Source organism: Methylobacterium sp. Leaf106, from assembly GCF_001422895.1.
In the GTDB taxonomy this organism is placed as follows: domain Bacteria; phylum Pseudomonadota; class Alphaproteobacteria; order Rhizobiales; family Beijerinckiaceae; genus Methylobacterium; species Methylobacterium bullatum.
Genome location: NZ_LMNB01000012.1, coordinates 607,284 through 628,037 on the forward strand (window position 1 = coordinate 607,284; position 20,754 = coordinate 628,037).

The window sequence follows — 20,754 nt, forward strand, 5'->3', positions numbered from 1 at the left end:
GTGCTGACGCGCGGAGTGCACGCATCACGCCTTCGTGCCCCTCTCCCCGGTTCCGCGAAGCCCCGACCATGATCGACCGACCATGAGAGACACCAGAGCGGAGCTGCTGGTCCAGGCCGAGATCCTGGTACGGGGCCGGGGCTATTCCGGTTTCAGCTACGGCGACCTCGCCGAGGCGGTGAGCATCCGCAAGGCGAGCATCCATCACCATTTCCGCACGAAGACCGACCTCGCCCTCGCTCTGGTGGAGGCCTACGACGCCCGCTACGACGCGGCGCTCGCCGCCATCGTCGCAGCCCAGCCGGACGCGATCGCGCGGATCGAAGCCTATGGCCGGCACTATCTCACCGGGGTCGAGGATGGGCTCGGCTGTCTCTGCGCCGTGCTCGCCATCGAGAGGGACACGCTGCCGGACGCCCTGCGCGCTGAGCTCGCCCGGTTCTTCGACAAGCACATCGCCTGGTTGGAGCGGGTTCTGGTCGAGGGGGGCGCCGACGGGAGCCTGCGCCCCGGTCTCGATCCGGCCGCCACGGCCCGGATGGTGGTGGCGACCCTGGAGGGCGCGCTCATGCTGGAGCGGCTGCTCGCCGGATCGGCCGGCTTCCGCCTCACCCTGGCGGCCTTGTGCGAGAGTCTCAGGCCCCCTCGGATCGGGGGACCGAACGCTCTTTCATCGGAGCGGGGTGATACAATATAACAGCCACCATACAGCTGACGCGGCCCCCCCGCGAACCCGAAGAGCCTCGCATGTCCGACAGCCCGACCACCGCCTCGCAAAAAATCCCCGTGACCGTGCTCACCGGCTATCTCGGAGCCGGCAAGACCACGCTGCTCAACCGCATCCTCACCGAGAACCACGGCAAGCGCTACGCCGTCATCGTCAACGAGTTCGGCGAGATCGGCATCGACAACGACCTCGTCATCGGCGCCGACGAGGAAGTGTTCGAGATGAACAACGGCTGCGTCTGCTGCACCGTGCGCGGCGACCTCATCCGCATCATGGACGGCCTCGTGAAACGGCGCGGCAAGTTCGACGCGATCATCGTGGAGACCACCGGCCTCGCCGATCCGGCGCCCGTGGCCCAGACCTTCTTCATCGACGAGGATGTCGGCGCCGCCGCCCGCCTCGACGCGGTGGTGACGGTGGCCGACGCCAAGTGGCTCGCCGACCGGCTCAAGGACGCGCCCGAGGCCAAGAACCAGATCGCCTTCGCGGACGTGATCCTGCTCAACAAGGCCGACCTCGTGGAGCCCGCCGATCTCGACCGCGTCGAGGGCCTGATCCGCTCCATCAACCCCTATGCCAAGGTCCACCGCACCAGCCGCTGCGACGTCGCCCTCGACCAGGTGCTGGACCGCAACGCCTTCGATCTTTCGCGCATCCTCGATATCGAGCCCGACTTCCTCGAAGAGGGCCACCACCATCACCATGACGACGAGATGCAGTCCGTCTCCGCCAGAATCGACGGCCCGGTGGACCCGGAGAAGTTCATGCCCTGGATCTCGACCCTGACCCAGGTCCAGGGCCCGGACATCCTGCGCTGCAAGGGCATCGTGGCCTTCCCGAACGAGCCCCAGCGCTTCGTCTTCCAGGGCGTCCACCAGATCCTCGACGGCGACCTCCAGGGGCCGTGGAAGGACGGCGAGGCCCGCGTCTCCCGCGTCGTCTTCATCGGCCGCAAGCTCGACCCTGAGGCGATCCGCGAAGGGTTCTACGACTGCAAGGCGGCCTGACGGGCTTCGTCCGGAATCGAACCGATCGGGGGCGGGCGCATTGTCCGCCCGTCTCCCTTTCGTCCGGATGTCCCGATGACCCTGCGGCTCGCCTTCGCCTCCCTGCTCGTACTGACGGTGGCGGTTCCCTTGGGAAGCGTGGCGCTCTCCACGCCGGGGGCGGCGAAGTATTCCATGGATCGCGAGAAGCGATTCGGCGGCCTCTGCAAGCCGCCGCTGAAATTCGCGGCCGGGGCCTGCGTCAAGCGTTGCCCCGCCGGCTATCGCGACACCGGCCGGGGCTATTGCCGCTTCAAGAACATGAACCGCTGAGATCCCGCAATCGTATCGCCAAAGCGGCCTTGACCGAATCGGCGAGGTCGCGGCGGGATATACGGACGTCTCCACCATCGGAAACCGTCATGACCCCGCGTCTCGCCCTTCGCGCCGCCCTGTTGCTCGCCGCTTCTCTCACCCTCGGTGGAGAGGCGATGGCCGGTCCGGCGCAGGATTACGAGTTCCGGCCGCGGAGCGTCCGCACCGCCTGCCGCCCGCCGCTGAAATTCGCGGCCGGCGCCTGCGTCCGCCGTTGCCCCGCCGGCTTCCGCGACAACGGCTCGACCTGCGGGTTCAAGTCGATGCGGCGGTGAGCGCGGCGAACCTTCGCGTCCCGCCTAGCCCCACGTTCGGCGACACATGGCTGTCGCTCAGTCGAGCGTCGTGAAAGACTTGGTTTACCATTCCGGCACAGGATCGAATCCGAGCCGGCTTGACGCTGCCGGCGGCTGTCGGCTGCTCGTTCCGGGCGCCGTAAGGCTCACGGAGAGCGACGCCCCATGATGTCCCGCGCGGAACGCACGCCCCTGACCGACTGGTGGTGGACCGTCGATCGCGGCCTGCTGGCCGGCCTCACCGCCCTGATGGTGGCCGGCCTCGTCTTCCTCATGGGCGGCGGACCGCCGGTGGCCGAGAAGATCGGCCTGCCGACCTTCCATTTCCTCAACCGGCAGGCGATGTACCTCGCCCCGACGATCCTCATCATCGTCGCGGTGTCGTTCCTGTCCCTGCGCCACATCCGGCGCGTGGCCCTGGCCACCTGGATCGTCGGCGTCACCCTCTGCATCCTCGCCGGCAAGTTCGGGCCTGAGATCAAGGGCGCGCATCGCTGGATCCAGTTCGGCCCCTTCGGCCTGCAGCCCTCGGAATTCGTGAAGCCCGCCTTCGTGGTCGTCGCCGCCTGGGCCTTCTCCGAGGGTGCGCAGCGCCGCGACATGCCCGGCGGCCTGCTGGCGATCCTGCTCCTGCCCGTCACCATCGTGCCGCTGATCCTGCAGCCGGATTTCGGCCAGACCATGCTGATCACCATCGTCTGGTGCTCACTGTTCTTCGTGGCGGGCCTGCACTGGTTCTGGGTCGCGGGCCTCGGCGTCGCCGGCCTCGTCGGCGTCGGCGTCGCCTACCAGTTCCTGCACCACGTGCGCGAGCGCATCACCCGCTTCCTCGACAAGGATTCCGGCGACAGCTTCCAGGAATACTGGGCGCGCGAATCCTTCAATTCCGGCGGCTGGTTCGGCACCGGCCCGGGGGAGGGCGTGGCCAAGCGCCACCTGCCCGACGCCCATACCGACTTCATCTTCTCGGTGACCGGTGAGGAATTCGGCGTCCTCGTCTGCCTCGGCCTCGTCTGCCTCTTCGCCTATATCGTGATGCGGGGGCTGAAGCTGGCGCGACGCACCGACGACACCTTCTCGCGCCTGGCCATCACCGGGCTGACCACCCTGTTCGGCCTGCAGGCCTGCATCAACATGGCGGTGAACGTGCGGCTGATGCCGGCCAAGGGCATGACCCTCCCCTTCGTCTCCTATGGCGGCTCCTCGCTGATCTCGCTGGCGCTCGGCATGGGCTTCCTCGTGGCGCTCACCCGCAAGCGGCCGCGCATGTCGACCCTGAGCCAGAAGCCCCCGGGCACCGCGCCCGCCACGGTCGCCGGAGTGATGCGGTGACCGTGCGGACAGCCACCATCCTGCTCTGTGCCGGCGGCACGGGCGGCCACCTCTTCCCGGCCGAGAGCCTCGCCCATGCCCTGCGGGCGCGGGGTGTGCGCGTGGTGCTCGCCACCGATGCCCGCGTCGATTCCATCGCGAGTGAGTTTCCGGCTTCCGAGATCGTCACCATCGCCTCGGCGACGCCGTCCGGCCGCTCCATCGTCAAGCGGGCGGGGGCGCTCCTCACCCTCGGGCGCGGCTTCGGCGTGGCGGCGCGCGAGATCCGGCGCATCGACCCGGCCGCCATCGTGGGTTTCGGCGGCTATCCCACGGTGCCGCCGGTTCTCGCCGGGCAGATCCTGCGCGTGCCGACCATCCTGCACGAGCAGAACGCCGTGATGGGGCGCGCCAACGCCTTCCTGGCGCGCGGTGCGCGCGCCATCGCCACCGGTTTCAGGCAAGTGCGCGGCATCCCCCCGAAGGCCACCGCCCCGCGCACCCATACCGGCAATCCCCTGCGCCCCGCCGTGCTGACGGCGGCCGAGACCCCCTATCCGCCCTTGGGCGAGGCCGACGGCCTGCATCTCCTCGTCTTCGGCGGCAGCCAGGGGGCGGCGGTGATGGGGCAGGTGGTGCCCAAAGCCATCGCCCAGCTGCCCGCCGACCTCCGCGCCCGGCTGACGCTGGTGCAGCAGGTGCGGGCGGAAGACCTCACCGAGGTCCAGAACCTCTACCTGTCTCTCGGCCTCGCCGGTCTCGAGACGGCGCCGTTCTTCAAGGACCTGCCCGCCCGCATGGCCCGCAGCCATCTGGTCATCGGACGCTCCGGCGCCTCCACCGTGTCGGAACTCGCCGCCATGGGCCGGCCGTCGATCCTGGTGCCGTTGCCCGGCGCCCTCGACCAGGACCAGGCCGCCAATGCCGCGACCCTCGCCGGCATCGGCGCCGCGCTCGCCATCCAGCAGAGCGCCTTCACCCCCGACCGCCTCACGGCCGAGCTTCTCGATCTCTTCACCCATCCGGCAAAATTGACCGAAGCGGCCGCAGCCGCCAAAAGCGCGGGCATCCACGATGCCGCCGAGCGGTTGGCCGATGTCGTCCTCGAGACGGCGGCCCGCACCTGATTCCGAGCCGGGGCGCCCTCACGCGCTCCGCGACACGACGAGACTGGTTCACACCATGAAGCTGCCCGACAAGCTCGGCCCCATCCATTTCATCGGCATCGGCGGCATCGGCATGTCCGGCATCGCCGAGGTCATGTCGAACCTCGGCTATACCGTCCAGGGGTCGGACGCCAACGACAACGCCAACGTCCGGCGCCTGGCCGAGAAGGGCATGAAGACCTTCATCGGGCACGCCGCGCAGAACGTGGAGGAGGCCGCCCTCGTGGTGGTCTCCACGGCGATCCGGCGCGACAATCCCGAGCTCATCGCCGCCCGCGAGCGCCGCCTGCCGGTGGTCCGCCGGGCCGAGATGCTGGCCGAGCTGATGCGCTTCAAATCCTGCGTCGCCATCGCCGGCACGCATGGCAAGACCACCACGACGTCGCTGGTGGCGACGCTGCTCGACGCCGGCAACATGGACCCCACCGTCATCAACGGCGGCATCATCAACGCCTACGGCACCAATGCCCGCATGGGCGAGGGCGAGTGGATGGTGGTGGAGGCCGACGAATCCGACGGCACCTTCCTGAAACTGCCCGCCGATGTCGCCATCGTCACCAATATCGACCCCGAGCATCTCGACCATTTCGGCTCGTTCGAGGCGGTGAAGGACGCGTTCCGGCGCTTCATCGACAACATCCCCTTCTATGGCTTCGCCGTCATGTGCATCGACCATCCGGTGGTGCAGGATCTCGTCGGCCATATCGAGGATCGCCGCATCATCACCTACGGCGAGAACCCGCAGGCCGATGTCCGCCTCATCGACGTGGACCTGCGCGGCGGCCAGAGCCGCTTCCGCGTCATGATCCGCGACCGCCGCCCCGGCTTCCGCATGGAGATGGAGGATCTGGTCCTTCCCATGCCGGGCAAGCACAATGCGTTGAACGCGACCGCGGCCCTCGCCGTCGCGCACGAGCTCGGCGTCGAACCCGAGGCGATCCGCAAGGCGCTGGCCGGGTTCGGCGGCGTCAAGCGCCGCTTCACCAAGACCGGAGAATGGAACGGCGCGCTGATCTTCGACGATTACGGACACCATCCGGTGGAGATCAAGGCGGTGCTCAAGGCCGCCCGCGCCTCCACCGAGGGCAACGTCGTCGCCATCGTCCAGCCGCACCGCTACACCCGGCTCGCCTCGCTGTTCGACGATTTCTGCACCTGTTTCAACGATGCCGACACGGTCATCGTCGCCCCCGTCTACGCGGCGGGCGAAGCGCCGATCGAGGGCATGGACCGCGACGGCCTCGTCTCGGGCCTGAAGTCGCGCGGCCACCGAGACGCCATCGCGCTGCAGCGCTCCGAAGATCTCGCCGGTCTTGTGGCGACCCGCGCCAAGCCCGGCGATTACGTCGTGTGCCTCGGCGCCGGCAACATCACGCAATGGGCTTATGCCCTGCCGGGCGAATTGGCGGCGTTGCAGGGGTGAGCTTGGGATGCGTTCGGCAGACGAGGAGCGCACCGGCTTCAGGCGGCGGCTCCGACACAATCAAACCGACGTCGAGGGGAGATTGTGGACCCGTCTGCGCAACCGGCGCCTAGGTGGCTTCAAGTTCGTCCGCCAGGAGGGGTTCGGCCCGTATGTCGCCGATTTCTGTTGCCGCGAGGCCAAGGTGATCATCGAGCTCGACGGGAGCCAGCATGCCGAAAGCACCTATGATGCAGTCAGGGATGCGTATCTCACGAGCCTCGGCTACCGCGTCCTTCGGTTTTGGAATTCCGACATCAACGACAACATCGTCGGTGTCCTAGACACTATCATCGCCGCGCTTCCCCCCTCTCCCCGCACGCGGGGAGAGGACGTCGGCCCCCTCGTCGGGGCCGGCGTGAGCCCGGAGGGCGAGGGTGAGGGGGCGATTCCGGATGAGCCTCCCCAGGAATCGCCCCCTCACCCTCGGCTGCCGCCTCGCTGTGCCGACGACGAGGTCGGCACAGCCCTCTCCCCGCGTGCGGGGAGAGGAGGAGAATCCCCATGACCGCCTTTCCCGACATCACCCCTGAGATCCGCACCGCCGCTCCCGCCCTGCGCGGGCGGCTGCTGGCCAACCCGTCGCTGTCCGACCTCACCTGGTTCCGCGTCGGCGGGCCGGCGCAGGTGCTGTTCACGCCGGCCGACGAGGAGGATCTGGCCCATCTCCTCAGCGCCCTCGACCCCGCGCTTCCGGTGACCGTGATCGGCCTCGGCTCGAACCTGATCGTCCGCGACGGCGGCATTCCCGGAATCACCATCCGGCTCGGCGGCAAGGCCTTCGGGTCCGTCGAGATCGACGGCGAGACCCTGCGGGCCGGGACCGCGGTGCCGGACATGCGCCTCGCCAAGGCCGCGGCCGAGGCGTCCCTCGACGGATTGGCCTTCTTCCGGGGCATTCCCGGCTCCATCGGCGGCGCGCTGCGCATGAATGCCGGCGCGCATGGCGGGGAGACGACCGACGTGCTGGTGGAGGCGCGCGGCATCGATCGCACGGGCAGGCTGCGGCGCTTCACCCATGCCGAGATGGGCTTCACCTACCGCCACAGCGAGGCGCCCGAGGACGTGATCTTCACGAGCGCGCTGTTCCGGGGCCGTCCCGGCGACCGCCACGCCATCGAGGCCGAGATGGAGCGCGTCACCGCCGCGCGCGAGGCGGCCCAGCCGATCCGCGAGCGCACCGGCGGCTCGACCTTCAAGAACCCTCCGGGTGGCAAGGCGTGGCAACTCGTCGATGCCGCCGGCTGTCGTGGACTGACGATGGGCGGCGCCCAGGTCTCGGAGATGCACTGCAACTTCCTGATCAACCGCGATGGCGCCACAGCCGCCGATATCGAGGGGCTCGGCGAGGAAGTCCGTCGCCGGGTGCGCGAGACGTCGGGCGTCGAGCTGCATTGGGAGATCAAGCGGATCGGTTTGAACGCAGGGGCGTAAGCCGGTAAGACGTAAGGCGAGAGCCGGAGGGATGCATGCTGGATCGTAGCGTTCGCGCCGCCTATTCGAAGATCTCGGTCAAGAGCCAGACGGTGCTGCCCGCGGAAGTGCGCGAGCGGCTCGCCGTTGGGCCGGGGGATCGTCTGCGCTACGTCCTGACCGAGGAGGGCGTCCGCATCGAGAAGGCCCCTCCGGAGGGGGACGACCCGTTCGTGACCTTCACGGAATGGGCGGGCAGGGCGGACGACGAAGATTATGCCGACCTCTGATCCGGGCGGCTTCTCGCCCGGAGCGGTGATCGTCGTGCCCTTTCCCTATGCGGATCGCCTCGTCGAGAAGCGCCGGCCGGCCCTGGTCGTCTCCGGCGCGGATGTCGCGCGGGCCGGGTTCGTCTGGGTCGCGATGATCACCAGCGCCCGCAACGCCGCCATGCCCGGCGACCTCGCGATCGAGGATCTCGACGAGGCCGGTCTGGTCGCCGCATCGGTGGTGCGTCCGATCAAGATCGCCTGCATCGAGCCGTCCCGCATCCTTCGCCGGATCGGCTCCCTCCGGGCCGATTCGGCGGACATCGTGTTCACACGCATCCGCGCGCTGATCGGCGGCGCGTGACGCTCACCCGCACATTCGTTTCCCCGCCCGATTCTGGAGCTTCGCCCATGTCCAAGCACGTCGCCGTCCTCATGGGCGGATGGTCCTCCGAGCGTCAGGTCTCCCTGAACTCGGGCCGCGCCTGCGCGGACGCCCTCGAAGGGGAGGGGTTCCGCGTCACGCAGGTCGATGTCGGGCCGGACATCGCCACCGTGCTCACGGAGTTGCGCCCGGACGTGGCCCTCAACGCCCTGCACGGTCCGGCCGGCGAGGACGGCACGATCCAGGGGCTGCTTGAAATCCTGCGCATTCCCTACACCCATTCGGGCGTCCTGGCCTCGGCCCTGGCGATGCATAAGGAACGTGCCAAAACGATCATGAAGGCCGCCGGGGTGAGCGTTCCGGAGGGGCTGGTCGTTAACCGTCATGATGCCGCGAAGTCACACCCGTTAACTCCGCCCTACGTGATCAAACCCATCGCCGAAGGCTCCTCCATGGGCGTCATCATCGTCCGGGACGGGCGCTCCCATCCGCCCCAGATTCTCGCCTCGGACGAGTGGGTCTACGGGGAGCAAGTCCTTGCGGAGACTTACGTTGCGGGCCGCGAGCTCACCTGCGCGGTAATGGGGGACAAGGCCCTCGGGGTCATCGAGATCAAGCCCGCCTCGGGGGAGTGGTACGACTTCGATGCGAAGTACGCCGAGGGGGGGTCGATCCACGTCCTCCCGGCAGAAATTAAACCAAAAATTTACCAGCGTGTCCAAGAGTTGTCGTTAACGGCGCATCAAGCACTTGGATGCCGGGGCATCAGCCGTGCGGACCTTCGATACGACGACACACCGGGTGGAACCGGTGCCCTCGTCGTCCTGGAGGTCAACACGCAGCCCGGGATGACCAAGACGAGCCTTGTGCCGGAGATCGCAGCCTACGCTGGCTTGAGTTTCGGTGAGCTCGTCCGATGGATGGTGGAGGACGCTACTCTGGGTCGTTGAACGCCGCCGGTCAGGCTGGCGTCGACGGAACCCCCGCGCCCGGTCCGGGCTCGCTCGTCGCCAGTCTGGCGGCGCGCCTGCCGCGACTGGTGCGCCCCATGCTGCGCTCGCGCCGTTCGCGGCTCGGGCAGCCGATCGAGCGGCGCATCCCGCGGCACGCGGGCACGCTGACCCTCGCGGTCACCTTCGCCGTCCTGTCGGTGACCGGTTTCGTCGCCAGCGGCCGCTACGACCGCTTCGTGCTGGAGAACGGCCACGTCTCGGACGTCCTGGCCCGGCTGGCCGGTTTCGGCGTCGAGCGCGTCACCATTTCGGGCATCTCCCGTCTCTATGAGCGGGAAGTGCTGCAGGCGGCCGGCATCGACGGCCACTCGTCCGTGGTCTTCCTCGACGTCTCCGAAGCGCGCCAGCGCCTCCTCGACGTGCCGCTGATTTCCAGCGTCTCGGTGCGCAAGGTCTATCCGAACGAGATCGTCATCAACCAAGTCGAGCGCGAGCCCGCCGCCCTGTGGCAGCGCAATGGCGAGATCTCGGTCATCGCCGCCGACGGCACCGTCATCGACGAGATGCGCGACGACCGCTACGCCGCGCTCCCCCTGGTGGTGGGCGAAGAGGCCAACGAGCGCCTCAAGGACTACCTCGCCCTCATTGAGGCGGCGGGCGAGCTCGGCGAGCGGGTCAAGGCCGGCACCTACGTATCCGGCCGGCGCTGGACCCTGAAGCTCGACGGCGTCGACATCCGCCTTCCCGAGACCGGGGCCGCCGAGGCCCTGGCCCGCCTCGTCAAGCTCGAGCGCGACAGCCGCATCCTCGAGAAGGACATCATCGCCGTGGACCTGCGGCTGCCCGACCGGGTGGTGGTGCGGCTCACGGAGGAGGCGGCCGCCACGCGCGCCGAATCCCAGAAGAAGAAGCCGAAGGGCAAGGGGACCGAGACATGAGCCGTACGATCCGTCCGGCGCCTCTCGCGTCCCGCCAGCCCGCCCTTCCCGCCTCCTTCGCCCGGTAATCCGATGCACGCGCAACACGGCCTCACGCCGCGTATGAAACCGCTCTCCGCGCGCCGGAGCACCATCCTCTCGGTGCTCGACATCGGCACGAGCAAGGTAGTCTGCCTCATCGCCGAGCTGCAGCCGGCCGAGGCCCTCACCACCCTGCGCGGACGGACCCATTTCGCCCGCATCATCGGCATCGGGCATCAGCGCTCGCACGGCCTCAAGGGCGGTGCCATCGTCGATCTCGAGGCCGCCGAAGGGGCGATCCGCCAGGCGGTCCACGCCGCCGAGCGAATGGCCAAGGTCGAGGTCCAGTCGGTCATCGTCAACATCTCCGGCGGCCGCCTCGGCTCGCAGCATTTCGAGGCGCATGTCGGCGTCCGCAGCGGCACCGTCATGGGCGCCGACGTGGAACGCGCCCTGGAGACGGCGAGCGCCCACGGCGTCAGCCCCGGCCGCACCGTGCTCCACGCCCTTCCCACCGGCTACGCCATCGACGGACAGGGCGCGGTCATCGACCCCACCGGGATGATCGGCGAGTCCCTCGGCGTCGATCTCCACGTGGTCACGGCGGAGGCCGCTGCCGCCCGCAACCTGATGCTGGCGGTGGAACATTGCCATCTCGGCGTCGAGGCGGTGATCGCCACCCCCTATGCGGCCGGGCTCTCCGCCCTCGTCGACGACGAGGCCGAAATGGGCGTCTGCGTCGTCGACATGGGCGGCGGCACCACCAGCTTCGGCGTGTTCGAGGGCGGGCACCTCGTCCACGTGGACGCCCTGGCGGTGGGTGGCCACCACGTCACCATGGACATCGCCCGCGGCCTCTCCACCCGGGTGGTAGCGGCCGAGCGGCTCAAGACCTTGTACGGCTCGGCGATCTCCACCGCCTCCGACGAGCGCGACATGATCGCGGTCCACGGGGTCGGCGAGGACGAGGGCGACGCCCCCACCCACGTGCCGCGCTCGCAGCTCGTGCGGATCATCAAGCCGCGGGTGGAGGAGATCGTCGAACTCGTTCGCGATCGTCTCCGCAACGCGGGCTTCGCCGCCCAGGCCGGCCGCCGGGTGGTGCTGACGGGGGGCGCGAGCCAGCTCGTCGGTCTGCCCGAAGTCGCCCGCCGGGTGATGCAGGGCCAGGTGCGGATCGGCCGGCCGCTGGGCATCCGCGGCCTGCCGGAAGCCGCCAAGGGACCCGCCTTCTCCGCCGCGGTGGGCCTGCTGGTCTACCCGCAGGTGGCGCATGCGGAACATTTCGAGCCGCGCGGGCACGGCACCATCCTGGGTACCGGAACCGACGGCTACATCCCCCGCGTGTACCGTTGGTTGCGGGAGAGTTTCTAGAGACGAGGCCCGCCCCCGGAAGGGGGTGGGGCGACGACACAATCGGCGCCTTTGCGGAGGCGCTCATCGGCAACGCGAAAACGGCACGAAGGGCTCGACACCATGGCCATCTCTCTCCAGGCGCCTGACATCCGCGAACTCAAGCCCCGCATCACCGTCTTCGGTGTCGGCGGCGCCGGCGGCAACGCCGTCAACAACATGATCGAATCCGGCCTGCTGGGCTGCGAGTTCGTGGTCGCGAACACGGACGCCCAGGCGCTCACCTCCTCCAAGGCCGAGCGCGTGATCCAGATGGGCCTCGGCGTGACGCAGGGGCTCGGCGCCGGCTCGCACCCCGAGGTCGGCTCGGCCGCCGCCGACGAGGTCATCGACGAGATCCGCGACCAGCTCTCGGGCGCTCACATGTGCTTCATCACCGCCGGCATGGGCGGCGGCACCGGCACCGGTGCGGCCCCCGTCATCGCCCGCGCCGCCCGCGACATGGGAATCCTCACCGTCGGCGTCGTCACCAAGCCCTTCCAGTTCGAGGGCGTGCGCCGCATGCGCACCGCCGAGGCCGGCATCCAGGAGCTCCAGGCCGCCGTCGACACCCTCATCGTGATCCCGAACCAGAACCTGTTCCGGGTCGCCAACGAGAAGACCACCTTCGCCGACGCCTTCGCCATGGCCGACCAGGTGCTCTATTCGGGCGTCGCCTGCATCACCGACCTGATGGTCAAGGAAGGCCTCATCAACCTCGACTTTGCCGACGTCCGCGCGATCATGCGCGGCATGGGCAAGGCCATGATGGGCACCGGCGAGGCGTCGGGCGAGAAGCGCGCCAACCGCGCCGCCGAAGCCGCCATCGCCAATCCGCTCCTCGATGACGTGTCGATGAAGGGCGCGCGGGGCCTGCTGATCTCGATCACCGGCGGCAACGACCTCACCCTCTACGAGCTCGACGAAGCCGCCACCCGCATCCGCGAAGAGGTGGATTCGGACGCCAACATCATCCTCGGCGCCACCTTCGACGAGAGCCTCGACGGCATCATCCGCGTCTCCGTGGTGGCCACCGGCATCGAGCCGGCGCTGATCACCGCGCATTCGCAGAACAACCCCGAGATCGTCCAGACCGAGCAGCGGATCGCTGAAGTGGCCGAGCGCCTGCGTGCGGAAGCGAGGGCCAGGGCGGCACAGCCCGCCCCCACCTTTCGTGCCCCCGAGCAGCCGCTGACCGCTCCGGCCCCCATGTCCCAGTCCCCCATGTCCCAGGCCCCCGCGCCCCAGGCGCAGATCCAGCCGCAGGCCCCGCGCCCCGCGGCCTCCGAGCCGGTGGCCATGGCCCCCGAGCCCCTGCGCATGGAAGCCCCCGCCGCCCCGATGGCTCGCGACGAGGTCGTCCTGACCCAGACGCAGCCGCGCACCGCCATGGCCTACGAGCCCGCTCCGGCTCCGGTCCAGGCTCCGGCCCCCGTGCAGCAGGCTGCCGGCCCGTTCGTGCCGCCGCGTCCGGCCGTGGCGGTGGCCCGCGCCCCGCGCATGCCGCAGATCCAGGACCTGCCGATGCCCGGCCAGGCCCAGCTCCGCGCCCAGCGCGGTGAGGAGCCGGCCGAGCCGGCCGGGGATTCCAAGCGGATGACCCTGCTGCGCCGCCTCGCCACCGTCGGCTTCGGCGGACGCCGCGAGGAGGCCGAGGCCGCCCCGCTGCCGCCCATGCGCGCTCCCGCCCCGCAGCCGGCCCCCCAGCCGGAATACGCCAAGCGGGCACCCGTGGCGGCTCCCCCGGCCTATCGTCCGGCCCAGGGCAACCTCGATGCACAGGGACGTGTGGCGCCCCAGCCCCGTCTGATGGATGACGACCAGCTCGAAATCCCGGCCTTCCTGCGTCGTCAGGCGAACTGAAACGCCACGCCGGACAGCCGCTGAGGTTTTTATGCAACAAGCCCGGGGTCTCAGGACCCCGGGCTTAACTTCGTTTTAAGTCCTTGTCCGGAAACGGTTATCCGGAACGTCTCCGGAAAGCGTGTCTGTAACAGAGCGTAAGAAAGCGTGATTTGGCTAACGCTTCGGCCGCCGCGTATACGATTTTTGGAACGAAAAAGGCGCGGCGGTTTCGCCGTCAGCGCTCGCAGGGGCTTCAAGCAGCGGACGGGTCAAAGAGGCGGCGCAATCCCGTAATCCAGGGAGAGCGAGCCTGATCACGGCCGAGGGCTAGGGAATGCGGACGAACCAACAGATCACTCTCAAGGGCCCGGCCACGCTGCGTGGCATCGGTGTCCATTCCGGGAAGCCGGTGGAGATCACTCTCCACCCCGCTGCGGCCAATCACGGTATCTGCTTCCTCCGTACCGGAATGCCTACGGGCCACGATCGGCTCATCAAGGCCCACCACGCCTGCGTCTCCGCCACCGAGTTGTGCACCGTCATCGGTGACGTGGAGAGCGGCGCGGTCGCCACCATCGAGCACCTGATGTCCGCCCTCTTCGGGCTCGGCATCGACAACGTCCTCGTCGAGATCGACGGGCCGGAAATGCCGATCCTGGACGGCAGCGCCCGCCTCTACGTCGAAGCCATCGACGCCGTCGGCATCGCCACCTGCGGGGCTCCCCGCCGCTGGATCAAGGTGCTCCGCACCGTCCGCATCGAGGTAGGACGTGCCTTCGCCGAGCTCCGCCCCATCGACCGGGGCTTCCGCCTCGACGTCGAGATCGATTTCGACAACCCGGTGATCGGCCGCAGCCGCAAGGCGATGGACCTGAACCCCGCCTCCTACCGCCGCGAGATCGCCGGCGCCCGCACCTTCGGCATGATGAAGGACGTGGAGCGCTACTGGAAAGCCGGCTTCGCTCTGGGCGCCTCCCTCGAGAACACCGTGGCCGTCGGCGACAACGCTGTCGTCAACCCCGAGGGCCTGCGCTACGCCGACGAGTTCGTGCGTCACAAGTATCTCGATGCCGTCGGCGACCTGGCCCTCGCCGGCCTGCCGATCCAGGGCGCCTACCGCTCCTATTGCGGCGGCCACCGGATGAATGTCGGCGTCCTCGACGCGCTGTTCGCCGACCGCGCCAATTACACGATCGTCGAAGCGCCCGGCGCCCGCCGTGAGACCACCCGGCCGGAATTCGGCGTCGGCCTCAGCCTCGCCGCCTTCGCCAGCGACCTGTAACCGACAAGCAACATCCTCGCTTCGAATGCGTCCGCCGCTCGGCCGCCGCTTTCACGCCCAAATCGGACGCCACTGGTAAATCGTCCGTGACAAGAGGCGAGGTCGCGTGTGCCCCATCGAGGCACATGGGCCGTGGCACCGTGCCGTCAGCCGCTCGACCGACATTTGTGATGGCTTGACGATGCGGCCCCCTTGCCGGGCGCATCTGTTGGGGGAACCGGAATGCGTCTCAACGATCGTAACCGCGGGGCGACGGCAGCCGTGCTCCTGACGCTGTGTGGCTTCGGCCTCGGCGGCTGCGACGCCCTCGACTCGATCAATCCCTTCGCCGAGAAGTACAAGCCCGAGGTCATTCCCGACGTCCCGGCCGACAAGCTCTACAGCGAGGGCCTGGCCAAGATGGAGGACAAGGACTTCGAGGGCGCGTCGAAGAAATTCGGCGAACTCGACAAGGCCTATGCCTATTCCGACTGGTCGCGCAAAGCGCTGCTGATGACCGCCTACTCGAATTACGAGGGCGCCAAATACGACGACGCCATCAACGCCTCGAAGCGCTACCTGCAGCGCCACCCGGCGAGCAAGGACGCGGCCTACGCCCAGTACCTGATGGCGATGTCGCATTATAAGCAGATCCCCGACGTGACCCGCGACCAGGACCGCTCCGAGAAGGCGCTGGCCGGTCTGCAGGAGCTCGTCCAGAAATACCCGACCTCCGAATACGCGGCGGACGCCAAGGCCAAGATCCAGATCACCCGCGACCAGCTCGCCGGCAAGGAAATGGAAGTCGGCCGCTTCTACCTGGAGCGCCGCAACTTCCCCGCCGCGATCAACCGGTTCCGCGATGTGGTGAGCAAGTACCAGACGACCCGCCACGCCGAGGAAGCGCTGGAGCGTCTGGTCGAGGCCTACATGGCGCTGGGCATCACAGCCGAGGCGCAGACCGCCGCCGCCGTGCTCGGCCACAACTTCCCTGACAGCCCCTGGTACAAGGATGCGTTCGCGCTCCTCCAGAACGGCGGCCTGGAGCCCCGCGAGGAGAAATCCTCCTGGCTCAGCAAGGTCTATCGCGGCGTCATCGGCCGCACCGCGGACGCGCGCTAAAGCGCATCGACCCAGCCCGCGACGACACGCATATCGGTCGCGGGCCATTTTTCGGGTGAAGCGGCCGCCGCTTCGCCGTAAGACGTGGCCACCGTATCCAACGAGGCCCACCCCGCGGCATGCTGAGCCAGCTCGCGATCCGCGACATCGTTCTCATCGATAAGCTCGCCCTGAACTTCCGCGAAGGCCTCAGCGTCCTGACCGGGGAGACGGGTGCGGGCAAATCGATCCTGCTCGACGCCTTCGCCCTGGCCCTGGGCGGGCGCGGCGATGGCGGCCTCGTGCGCCATGGCGAAGGGCAGGGCGGCGTCACCGCCGTGTTCGACGTGCCCCTCGACCATCCCGCCCGCCGCCTCGCGGCCGAGGCCGATCTCGATACCGAGGGTGACCTGATCCTGCGCCGGGTGCAGATGGCCGACGGCCGCACCCGCGCCTTCGTCAACGACCAGGCCGTGGGCGTGCAGGTGCTGCGGGCCATCGGCGCCACCCTGGTGGAGATCCACGGCCAGCACGACGACCGGGCGCTGGCCGATCCCGGCACCCACCGCGCCATCCTCGATGCCTTCGGCGGCTTGCAGGCTCCCCTGGCGGCGGTGGGCGAGGCGGCCAAGCGCGTGCGCGCCGCCCGCTCGGCTCTCGCCGAGCACCGCGCCAGGGTGGAGGCCGCCCGCAAGGAGGTCGATTTCCTGCGCCATGCCGCGTCGGAGCTGGAGACGCTCGATCCCCAGGCCGGGGAGGAAACCTCGCTGGCCGAGCGCCGCATGGTCATGCAGCAGAGCGAGAAGGTGGCCCGCGAGCTCTCCGAGGCCATCGAGGCGGCGGGCGGCCCGAATTCGGCCGTGTCCCATCTGTCCTCGGCCATGCGCAAGCTTGAGCGGCGGGCGAGCCAGATCCCGGCCCTGGTGGAGCCCTGCATCGCCGCCCTCGACGCCGCGCTGTCCGCCCTCGACGAGGCCCATTCGGTCCTCGACACGGCCCTGCGCGAATCCGAGTTCGATCCGCGCGAGCTGGAGCAGGTGGAAGAGCGGCTCTTCGCGCTCCGCGCTGCCTCCCGCAAGTATCAGGTGCCGGTGGACGACCTCGCCGCCCTGCGCCAGCGCTACGAGGCGGACGTGGCCGCCATCAATGCCGGCGAGGAGGCCCTCGGCGGTCTGGAGGCGACGCTCGCCCAGGCGGAGGCGGCCTATGCCAAGGCCGCGACCAAGCTCGGCGAGGGCCGCCGCAAGGCCGCCAAGGCCCTCGACCTCGCGGTGAAGGCCGAGTTGCCGCCTCTCAAGCTGGAGCGCGCCCGCTTCATCACCGAGATCGTCACCGACCCCGAATCGCGCGACCCGGCGGGCTACGAGCGCGTCGAGTTCTGGGCGCAGACCAACCCCGGAACGCGGCCCGGCCCGATGATGAAGGTGGCGTCGGGCGGCGAGCTCTCCCGCTTCATGCTCGCCCTCAAGGTGGTGCTGGCCGACAAGGGCTCGGCCCCGACCCTGATCTTCGACGAGATCGATACCGGCGTCGGCGGCGCCGTGGCCGATGCCATCGGCGCCCGCCTCGCCCGTCTCGCGGCCGGCGTCCAGGTCGTGGCCGTGACCCATGCGCCCCAGGTCGCCGCGCGGGCCGAGACGCATTTCCTCATCGCCAAGGACCCGGTGAAGGGCCGCGACCGGGTCGCCACCCGCGTCTCGGCCCTGGAAGCGCCCGCCCGCCGGGAGGAGATCGCCCGCATGCTGGCCGGCGCCACCGTGACCGACGAGGCCCGAGCGGCGGCCGCACGCCTGCTTCAATCTACGGATGCCTGACGCGCGATCTTAACCTTCGGTTAACCATCTTGCGCGATGGTATGGGTACGACGCAGAGAATCTTATGGAAACGCGTCGGCACATCGGGAGTTCGCGTGATGGATCTGGGAGACGGTGAGACCGATCCCCGGCCTGTGAACGAGTCGGACGGCATGCCGATTCTGACGAGTCCGACCCGCCACCATCTCGGCGGCACCCTCCGGGCGATCTACGAAGACACGTTCGATACGCAGCCGATTCCGGACAGCCAGATCGACCTCCTGCTGCGCCTCCGGCACAAGGAACGCGACCGCCGCCGCGTGGGCTGAGACGGTCACGGTTCCTTCACCCCGGCCGGCCCGTCGCCGCTACCAGCGGCGAGCCCCCGGCATGCGCTGGTATTCGGCGCCACGGATCAGCGTCATCACCGCGTCGAGCTCCGCCAGCAGGGCGCGCTCGTCCTCGGCGGCTTTCGCGACCTCGTCCGGATCGGTCCCGAACTGTCGTCGCTGCTCGGCACGGGTGAGCTCGAGCTCCAGATCCTCCCTGCGCGCATGCAGGGCGAGGAAATCGGCATCGCCATCACCCCCGGTGGGTGTCACACTCGATTCGTTCTCCAAGGTGCTGACCTTCCAGGACGGCTGGCGAGACGGGCTGCTCCGTCATCGCCATCGCCGAATCGTATAACGCACGAGGCCGCAAAACCGTGCCGCCTCGTCCGGGCATCGGTCCACACCCCGCTTTCTCCCTGTCCCACACCGCTCATGCGGTCAACGGGTAGCCCCTGTCATCGATCTGTCATGGCTCCGTCATAGAGCCAGCATGATCGGGCGGGTAACGGTGCGCTGCAGCAGGATCGCTCTTGCAGCGCGGCACCTACAGCGCCCGGACAGATTACGGAGAGCCACCGTGAAACCCTTCCATTTCGCCCTCGCCATCGGGCTCGCCACCGCGCAGTTCGGCGCCGTCGCTCAGGCCGCCGACATCACCGGTGCCGGCGCGACCTTCCCCTTCCCGGTCTATTCGAAATGGGCGGAAGCCTACCGCAAGGAGACCGGCACGGGCCTCAACTACCAGTCCATCGGCTCGGGCGGCGGCATCAAGCAGATCCAGGCCAAGACCGTCGATTTCGGCGCCACCGACGCGCCGCTCAAGGGCCCGGCCCTGGAGAAGGACGGTCTCGTCCAGTTCCCCACCGTCATGGGCGGCGTCGTCACCGTGGTGAACATCGCCGGTGTCGAGCCGGGCAAGCTCAAGCTCACCGGTGAGCTCATCGCCGACATCTACGCCAACAAGATCACCAAGTGGAGCGATGCCAAGATCGCCGCGGTGAACCAGGGGCTGAAGCTCCCCGACTCGCCGATCACCCCGGTCTACCGTTCGGACGCGTCCGGCACGACCAGCATCTTCACCACCTATCTCAGCGCGGTCTCCGAGAGCTGGAAGAAGGAATTCGGTGCGGCCACCACGGTCAGCTGGCCCGCCGGCCAGGGCGGCAAGGGCAACGAGGGCGTCACCGCCACCGTCAAGCAGGTGCCGAACTCCATCGGCTACGTGGAATCGGCCTACGCCAAGCAGAACAAGCTCAGCTACGCGCTGATCCAGAACAAGGCCGGCAAGTTCCCGGCTCCCGACGACAAGGCGTTCCAGGCCGCCGCCGCCTCCGCCGACTGGAAGGCCGCCCCGGGCTTCGGCATCTCCCTCGTCAACCAGGCCGGTGACGATGCCTGGCCGATCACGGCGGCCACCTTCATCCTCGTCTACAAGGACCCGGCCGATCCGGCCAAGTCCGCCGACGTGCTGAAGTTCTTCGACTGGGCCTACAAGAACGGCGACAAGCTCGCCACCGACCTCGACTACGTGCCGCTGCCGGACAACGTCGTCTCCCTCGTCCACACCGAGTGGAAAGAGATCAAGGGCAAGGACGGCAAGCCCGTCTTCTAAGGCAGCCTTCCAGCTGAACTCCGAAAACCGCGCAGGCCCGGCAAAAACGCCGGGCCTGCGCCACGAGTGGACGCGGTGTTCCACCTCGCCACTCGCTACCTCGCACTATACGAGCCCTCAAGGTGAAGAAGCAGACGTCGGATGGCCGCCTTGACTGAACAGATTTCGCTGGCCCGCACGGGCTCCCCCGCTCGCAAGAAGCCGGGCGGCCTCGGCGACCAGCTCTTCCGCGCCGCCTCCTACGCGTCGGCGCTGCTGGTCCTCCTCTTCCTCGCGGGCATCCTGGCCTCCATCGCCTATGGCGGCTGGCCGGCCTTCAGGGAGTTCGGCTTCGGCTTCGTCACCTCCAGCGCCTGGAACATCGGCCAGGAGCAGTACGGCGCCCTCGTGGCCATCGTCGGCACCCTGGTCTCGGCCCTTCTCGCCCTCGTCATCGGCGTGCCGATCTCCATCGGCATCGCCGTCTACCTGACCCAGCTCTGCCCCGGCTGGGCGAGGAAGCCCGTCTCGATGACGATCGAGCTTCTCGCCTCGGTCCCGAGCATCATCTACGGCATGTGGGGCCTGTTCATCTTCGCCCCGCTCTTCGCCCATTACGTGCAGATGCCGGTGTCGAGCCTCGTCGAGGGGCTGCCCATCGTCGGCACGCTGTTCTACGCGCGGGTTCCCTCCGGCGTCGGCATCCTCACGGCGGGCATCATCCTCGCCATCATGATCGTGCCCTTCGTCGCCTCGATCACCCGCGACATGCTCGACCAGATCCCCACCGTGCTGCGCGAGAGCGCCTACGGCATCGGCTGCACCACCTGGGAGGTGGTCCGCCACGTGCTCGTGCCGCAGGCGTCCGTGTCGATCATCGGCGCGGTGATGCTCGGCCTCGGCCGCGCGCTCGGCGAGACCATGGCGGTGACCTTCGTCATCGGCAACGCCAACCGCCTGTCCGGCTCGATCTTCGATCCCGGCTCCACCATCGCCTCGCGCATCGCCAACGAGTTCAACGAGGCCGACGGCCTGCAGCTCAACTCGCTGATGGCGCTGGGCTGCATCCTCTTCGTCATCACCTTCGTCGTCCTGATCGTCGCACGCCTGCTCGTCCGGCGCGTGAAGGTCGCCTGA

Annotated in this window: 22 protein-coding genes; 21 read left to right on the forward strand and 1 reads right to left on the reverse strand. The window is 68.8% G+C overall.

The genetic code is table 11. The features are described from left to right. Positions 1-82 precede the first annotated feature (82 nt). The 19 genes from ASF34_RS10570 to ASF34_RS10660 all read left to right on the forward strand — a co-directional run bounded on the left by ASF34_RS10570 (position 83) and on the right by ASF34_RS10660 (position 18,023). Complete coding sequence (locus ASF34_RS10570) at positions 83-697, forward strand: TetR/AcrR family transcriptional regulator (protein WP_056160984.1); 615 nt, start codon at positions 83-85, stop codon at positions 695-697. Between the two features lie 50 nt (positions 698-747). Beyond that, positions 748-1,734, forward strand: coding sequence for a CobW family GTP-binding protein (locus tag ASF34_RS10575; protein WP_056160986.1), 987 nt, complete (start codon positions 748-750; stop codon positions 1,732-1,734). 75 nt (positions 1,735-1,809) lie between these two features. Then, a complete protein-coding gene (locus tag ASF34_RS10580; RefSeq protein WP_056160987.1) occupies positions 1,810-2,046 on the forward strand; it encodes a hypothetical protein in 237 nt (78 codons plus the stop codon). 89 nt (positions 2,047-2,135) lie between these two features. Further along, a complete protein-coding gene (locus tag ASF34_RS10585) occupies positions 2,136-2,363 on the forward strand; it encodes a hypothetical protein (RefSeq protein WP_156465693.1) in 228 nt (75 codons plus the stop codon). Between the two features lie 186 nt (positions 2,364-2,549). Beyond that, the gene (locus ASF34_RS10590; RefSeq protein WP_018041921.1) at positions 2,550-3,716 is read left to right on the forward strand and encodes an FtsW/RodA/SpoVE family cell cycle protein; all 1,167 of its coding nucleotides are present in this window, start codon (positions 2,550-2,552) and stop codon (positions 3,714-3,716) included. Further along, positions 3,713-4,822, forward strand: coding sequence for an undecaprenyldiphospho-muramoylpentapeptide beta-N-acetylglucosaminyltransferase (gene murG, locus ASF34_RS10595; RefSeq protein ID WP_018041922.1), 1,110 nt, complete (start codon positions 3,713-3,715; stop codon positions 4,820-4,822). The genes ASF34_RS10590 and murG overlap by 4 nt, the downstream gene beginning before the upstream one ends. Before the next feature lie 55 nt (positions 4,823-4,877). After that, positions 4,878-6,284, forward strand: coding sequence for a UDP-N-acetylmuramate--L-alanine ligase (murC, locus tag ASF34_RS10600; protein ID WP_018041923.1), 1,407 nt, complete (start codon positions 4,878-4,880; stop codon positions 6,282-6,284). A gap of 82 nt (positions 6,285-6,366) precedes the next feature. Continuing rightward, positions 6,367-6,831 carry an endonuclease domain-containing protein gene (locus ASF34_RS10605; RefSeq protein WP_244478957.1) on the forward strand — a complete coding sequence of 155 codons (465 nt, stop codon included), beginning with the start codon at positions 6,367-6,369 and terminating at the stop codon, positions 6,829-6,831. Next, positions 6,828-7,757, forward strand: coding sequence for a UDP-N-acetylmuramate dehydrogenase (gene murB, locus ASF34_RS10610; RefSeq protein WP_056160989.1), 930 nt, complete (start codon positions 6,828-6,830; stop codon positions 7,755-7,757). Before ASF34_RS10605 ends, murB begins: the two co-directional genes overlap by 4 nt. A 35-nt stretch (positions 7,758-7,792) precedes the next feature. Then, complete coding sequence (locus ASF34_RS10615; RefSeq protein ID WP_056160990.1) at positions 7,793-8,026, forward strand: AbrB/MazE/SpoVT family DNA-binding domain-containing protein; 234 nt, start codon at positions 7,793-7,795, stop codon at positions 8,024-8,026. After that, positions 8,013-8,369, forward strand: coding sequence for a type II toxin-antitoxin system PemK/MazF family toxin (locus ASF34_RS10620; RefSeq protein ID WP_018041927.1), 357 nt, complete (start codon positions 8,013-8,015; stop codon positions 8,367-8,369). Before ASF34_RS10615 ends, ASF34_RS10620 begins: the two co-directional genes overlap by 14 nt. Positions 8,370-8,416: 47 nt before the next feature. Next, the gene (locus ASF34_RS10625) at positions 8,417-9,340 is read left to right on the forward strand and encodes a D-alanine--D-alanine ligase (protein WP_018041928.1); all 924 of its coding nucleotides are present in this window, start codon (positions 8,417-8,419) and stop codon (positions 9,338-9,340) included. Further along, positions 9,307-10,281: a cell division protein FtsQ/DivIB gene (locus tag ASF34_RS10630; RefSeq protein WP_056160992.1), complete on the forward strand. Its 975-nt coding sequence runs from the start codon at positions 9,307-9,309 to the stop codon at positions 10,279-10,281. The genes ASF34_RS10625 and ASF34_RS10630 overlap by 34 nt, the downstream gene beginning before the upstream one ends. Positions 10,282-10,353: 72 nt before the next feature. Further along, positions 10,354-11,676 (forward strand): cell division protein FtsA, encoded by a 1,323-nt coding sequence (ftsA, locus tag ASF34_RS10635; RefSeq protein ID WP_056160995.1) that lies wholly within the window; start codon positions 10,354-10,356, stop codon positions 11,674-11,676. Between the two features lie 102 nt (positions 11,677-11,778). Then, positions 11,779-13,557, forward strand: a complete 1,779-nt coding sequence (ftsZ, locus tag ASF34_RS10640) for a cell division protein FtsZ (protein WP_056160998.1) — start codon at positions 11,779-11,781, stop codon at positions 13,555-13,557. A gap of 316 nt (positions 13,558-13,873) precedes the next feature. Beyond that, positions 13,874-14,821, forward strand: coding sequence for a UDP-3-O-acyl-N-acetylglucosamine deacetylase (gene lpxC, locus ASF34_RS10645; RefSeq protein ID WP_018041932.1), 948 nt, complete (start codon positions 13,874-13,876; stop codon positions 14,819-14,821). A 222-nt stretch (positions 14,822-15,043) separates the two neighbouring features. Next, positions 15,044-15,922, forward strand: a complete 879-nt coding sequence (locus ASF34_RS10650; RefSeq protein ID WP_018041933.1) for an outer membrane protein assembly factor BamD — start codon at positions 15,044-15,046, stop codon at positions 15,920-15,922. Between the two features lie 119 nt (positions 15,923-16,041). Beyond that, positions 16,042-17,715 carry a DNA repair protein RecN gene (recN, locus tag ASF34_RS10655; RefSeq protein ID WP_056161001.1) on the forward strand — a complete coding sequence of 558 codons (1,674 nt, stop codon included), beginning with the start codon at positions 16,042-16,044 and terminating at the stop codon, positions 17,713-17,715. A gap of 152 nt (positions 17,716-17,867) precedes the next feature. Next, on the forward strand, positions 17,868-18,023 hold the full coding sequence (locus ASF34_RS10660; protein ID WP_373321256.1) for a hypothetical protein: 156 nt from the start codon (positions 17,868-17,870) through the stop codon (positions 18,021-18,023). A gap of 39 nt (positions 18,024-18,062) precedes the next feature. On the opposite strand, the gene ASF34_RS10665 is transcribed toward ASF34_RS10660, so the two are convergent. Beyond that, the gene (locus ASF34_RS10665) at positions 18,063-18,296 is read right to left on the reverse strand and encodes a hypothetical protein (RefSeq protein ID WP_026175607.1); all 234 of its coding nucleotides are present in this window, start codon (positions 18,294-18,296) and stop codon (positions 18,063-18,065) included. A gap of 307 nt (positions 18,297-18,603) precedes the next feature. Between ASF34_RS10665 and pstS the strand changes: the two genes are divergently transcribed. Together pstS and pstC are read left to right on the forward strand one after the other, a co-directional pair. Then, the gene (gene pstS, locus ASF34_RS10670; protein ID WP_056147468.1) at positions 18,604-19,638 is read left to right on the forward strand and encodes a phosphate ABC transporter substrate-binding protein PstS; all 1,035 of its coding nucleotides are present in this window, start codon (positions 18,604-18,606) and stop codon (positions 19,636-19,638) included. A gap of 141 nt (positions 19,639-19,779) precedes the next feature. After that, positions 19,780-20,754, forward strand: a complete 975-nt coding sequence (pstC, locus tag ASF34_RS10675) for a phosphate ABC transporter permease subunit PstC (protein ID WP_018041938.1) — start codon at positions 19,780-19,782, stop codon at positions 20,752-20,754.

Coding starts and splice junctions, on each gene's coding strand:
- ASF34_RS10570 (WP_056160984.1), top strand. CDS start 83: ATGAGAGACACCAGAGCGGAGCTGCTGGTCCAGGCCGAGATCCTGGTA.
- ASF34_RS10575 (WP_056160986.1), top strand. CDS start 748: ATGTCCGACAGCCCGACCACCGCCTCGCAAAAAATCCCCGTGACCGTG.
- ASF34_RS10580 (WP_056160987.1), top strand. CDS start 1,810: ATGACCCTGCGGCTCGCCTTCGCCTCCCTGCTCGTACTGACGGTGGCG.
- ASF34_RS10585 (WP_156465693.1), top strand. CDS start 2,136: ATGACCCCGCGTCTCGCCCTTCGCGCCGCCCTGTTGCTCGCCGCTTCT.
- ASF34_RS10590 (WP_018041921.1), top strand. CDS start 2,550: ATGATGTCCCGCGCGGAACGCACGCCCCTGACCGACTGGTGGTGGACC.
- murC (WP_018041923.1), top strand. CDS start 4,878: ATGAAGCTGCCCGACAAGCTCGGCCCCATCCATTTCATCGGCATCGGC.
- murB (WP_056160989.1), top strand. CDS start 6,828: ATGACCGCCTTTCCCGACATCACCCCTGAGATCCGCACCGCCGCTCCC.
- ASF34_RS10615 (WP_056160990.1), top strand. CDS start 7,793: ATGCTGGATCGTAGCGTTCGCGCCGCCTATTCGAAGATCTCGGTCAAG.
- ASF34_RS10620 (WP_018041927.1), top strand. CDS start 8,013: ATGCCGACCTCTGATCCGGGCGGCTTCTCGCCCGGAGCGGTGATCGTC.
- ASF34_RS10625 (WP_018041928.1), top strand. CDS start 8,417: ATGTCCAAGCACGTCGCCGTCCTCATGGGCGGATGGTCCTCCGAGCGT.
- ASF34_RS10630 (WP_056160992.1), top strand. CDS start 9,307: ATGGATGGTGGAGGACGCTACTCTGGGTCGTTGAACGCCGCCGGTCAG.
- ftsA (WP_056160995.1), top strand. CDS start 10,354: ATGCACGCGCAACACGGCCTCACGCCGCGTATGAAACCGCTCTCCGCG.
- ftsZ (WP_056160998.1), top strand. CDS start 11,779: ATGGCCATCTCTCTCCAGGCGCCTGACATCCGCGAACTCAAGCCCCGC.
- lpxC (WP_018041932.1), top strand. CDS start 13,874: ATGCGGACGAACCAACAGATCACTCTCAAGGGCCCGGCCACGCTGCGT.
- ASF34_RS10650 (WP_018041933.1), top strand. CDS start 15,044: ATGCGTCTCAACGATCGTAACCGCGGGGCGACGGCAGCCGTGCTCCTG.
- recN (WP_056161001.1), top strand. CDS start 16,042: ATGCTGAGCCAGCTCGCGATCCGCGACATCGTTCTCATCGATAAGCTC.
- ASF34_RS10660 (WP_373321256.1), top strand. CDS start 17,868: ATGCCGATTCTGACGAGTCCGACCCGCCACCATCTCGGCGGCACCCTC.
- pstC (WP_018041938.1), top strand. CDS start 19,780: ATGGCCGCCTTGACTGAACAGATTTCGCTGGCCCGCACGGGCTCCCCC.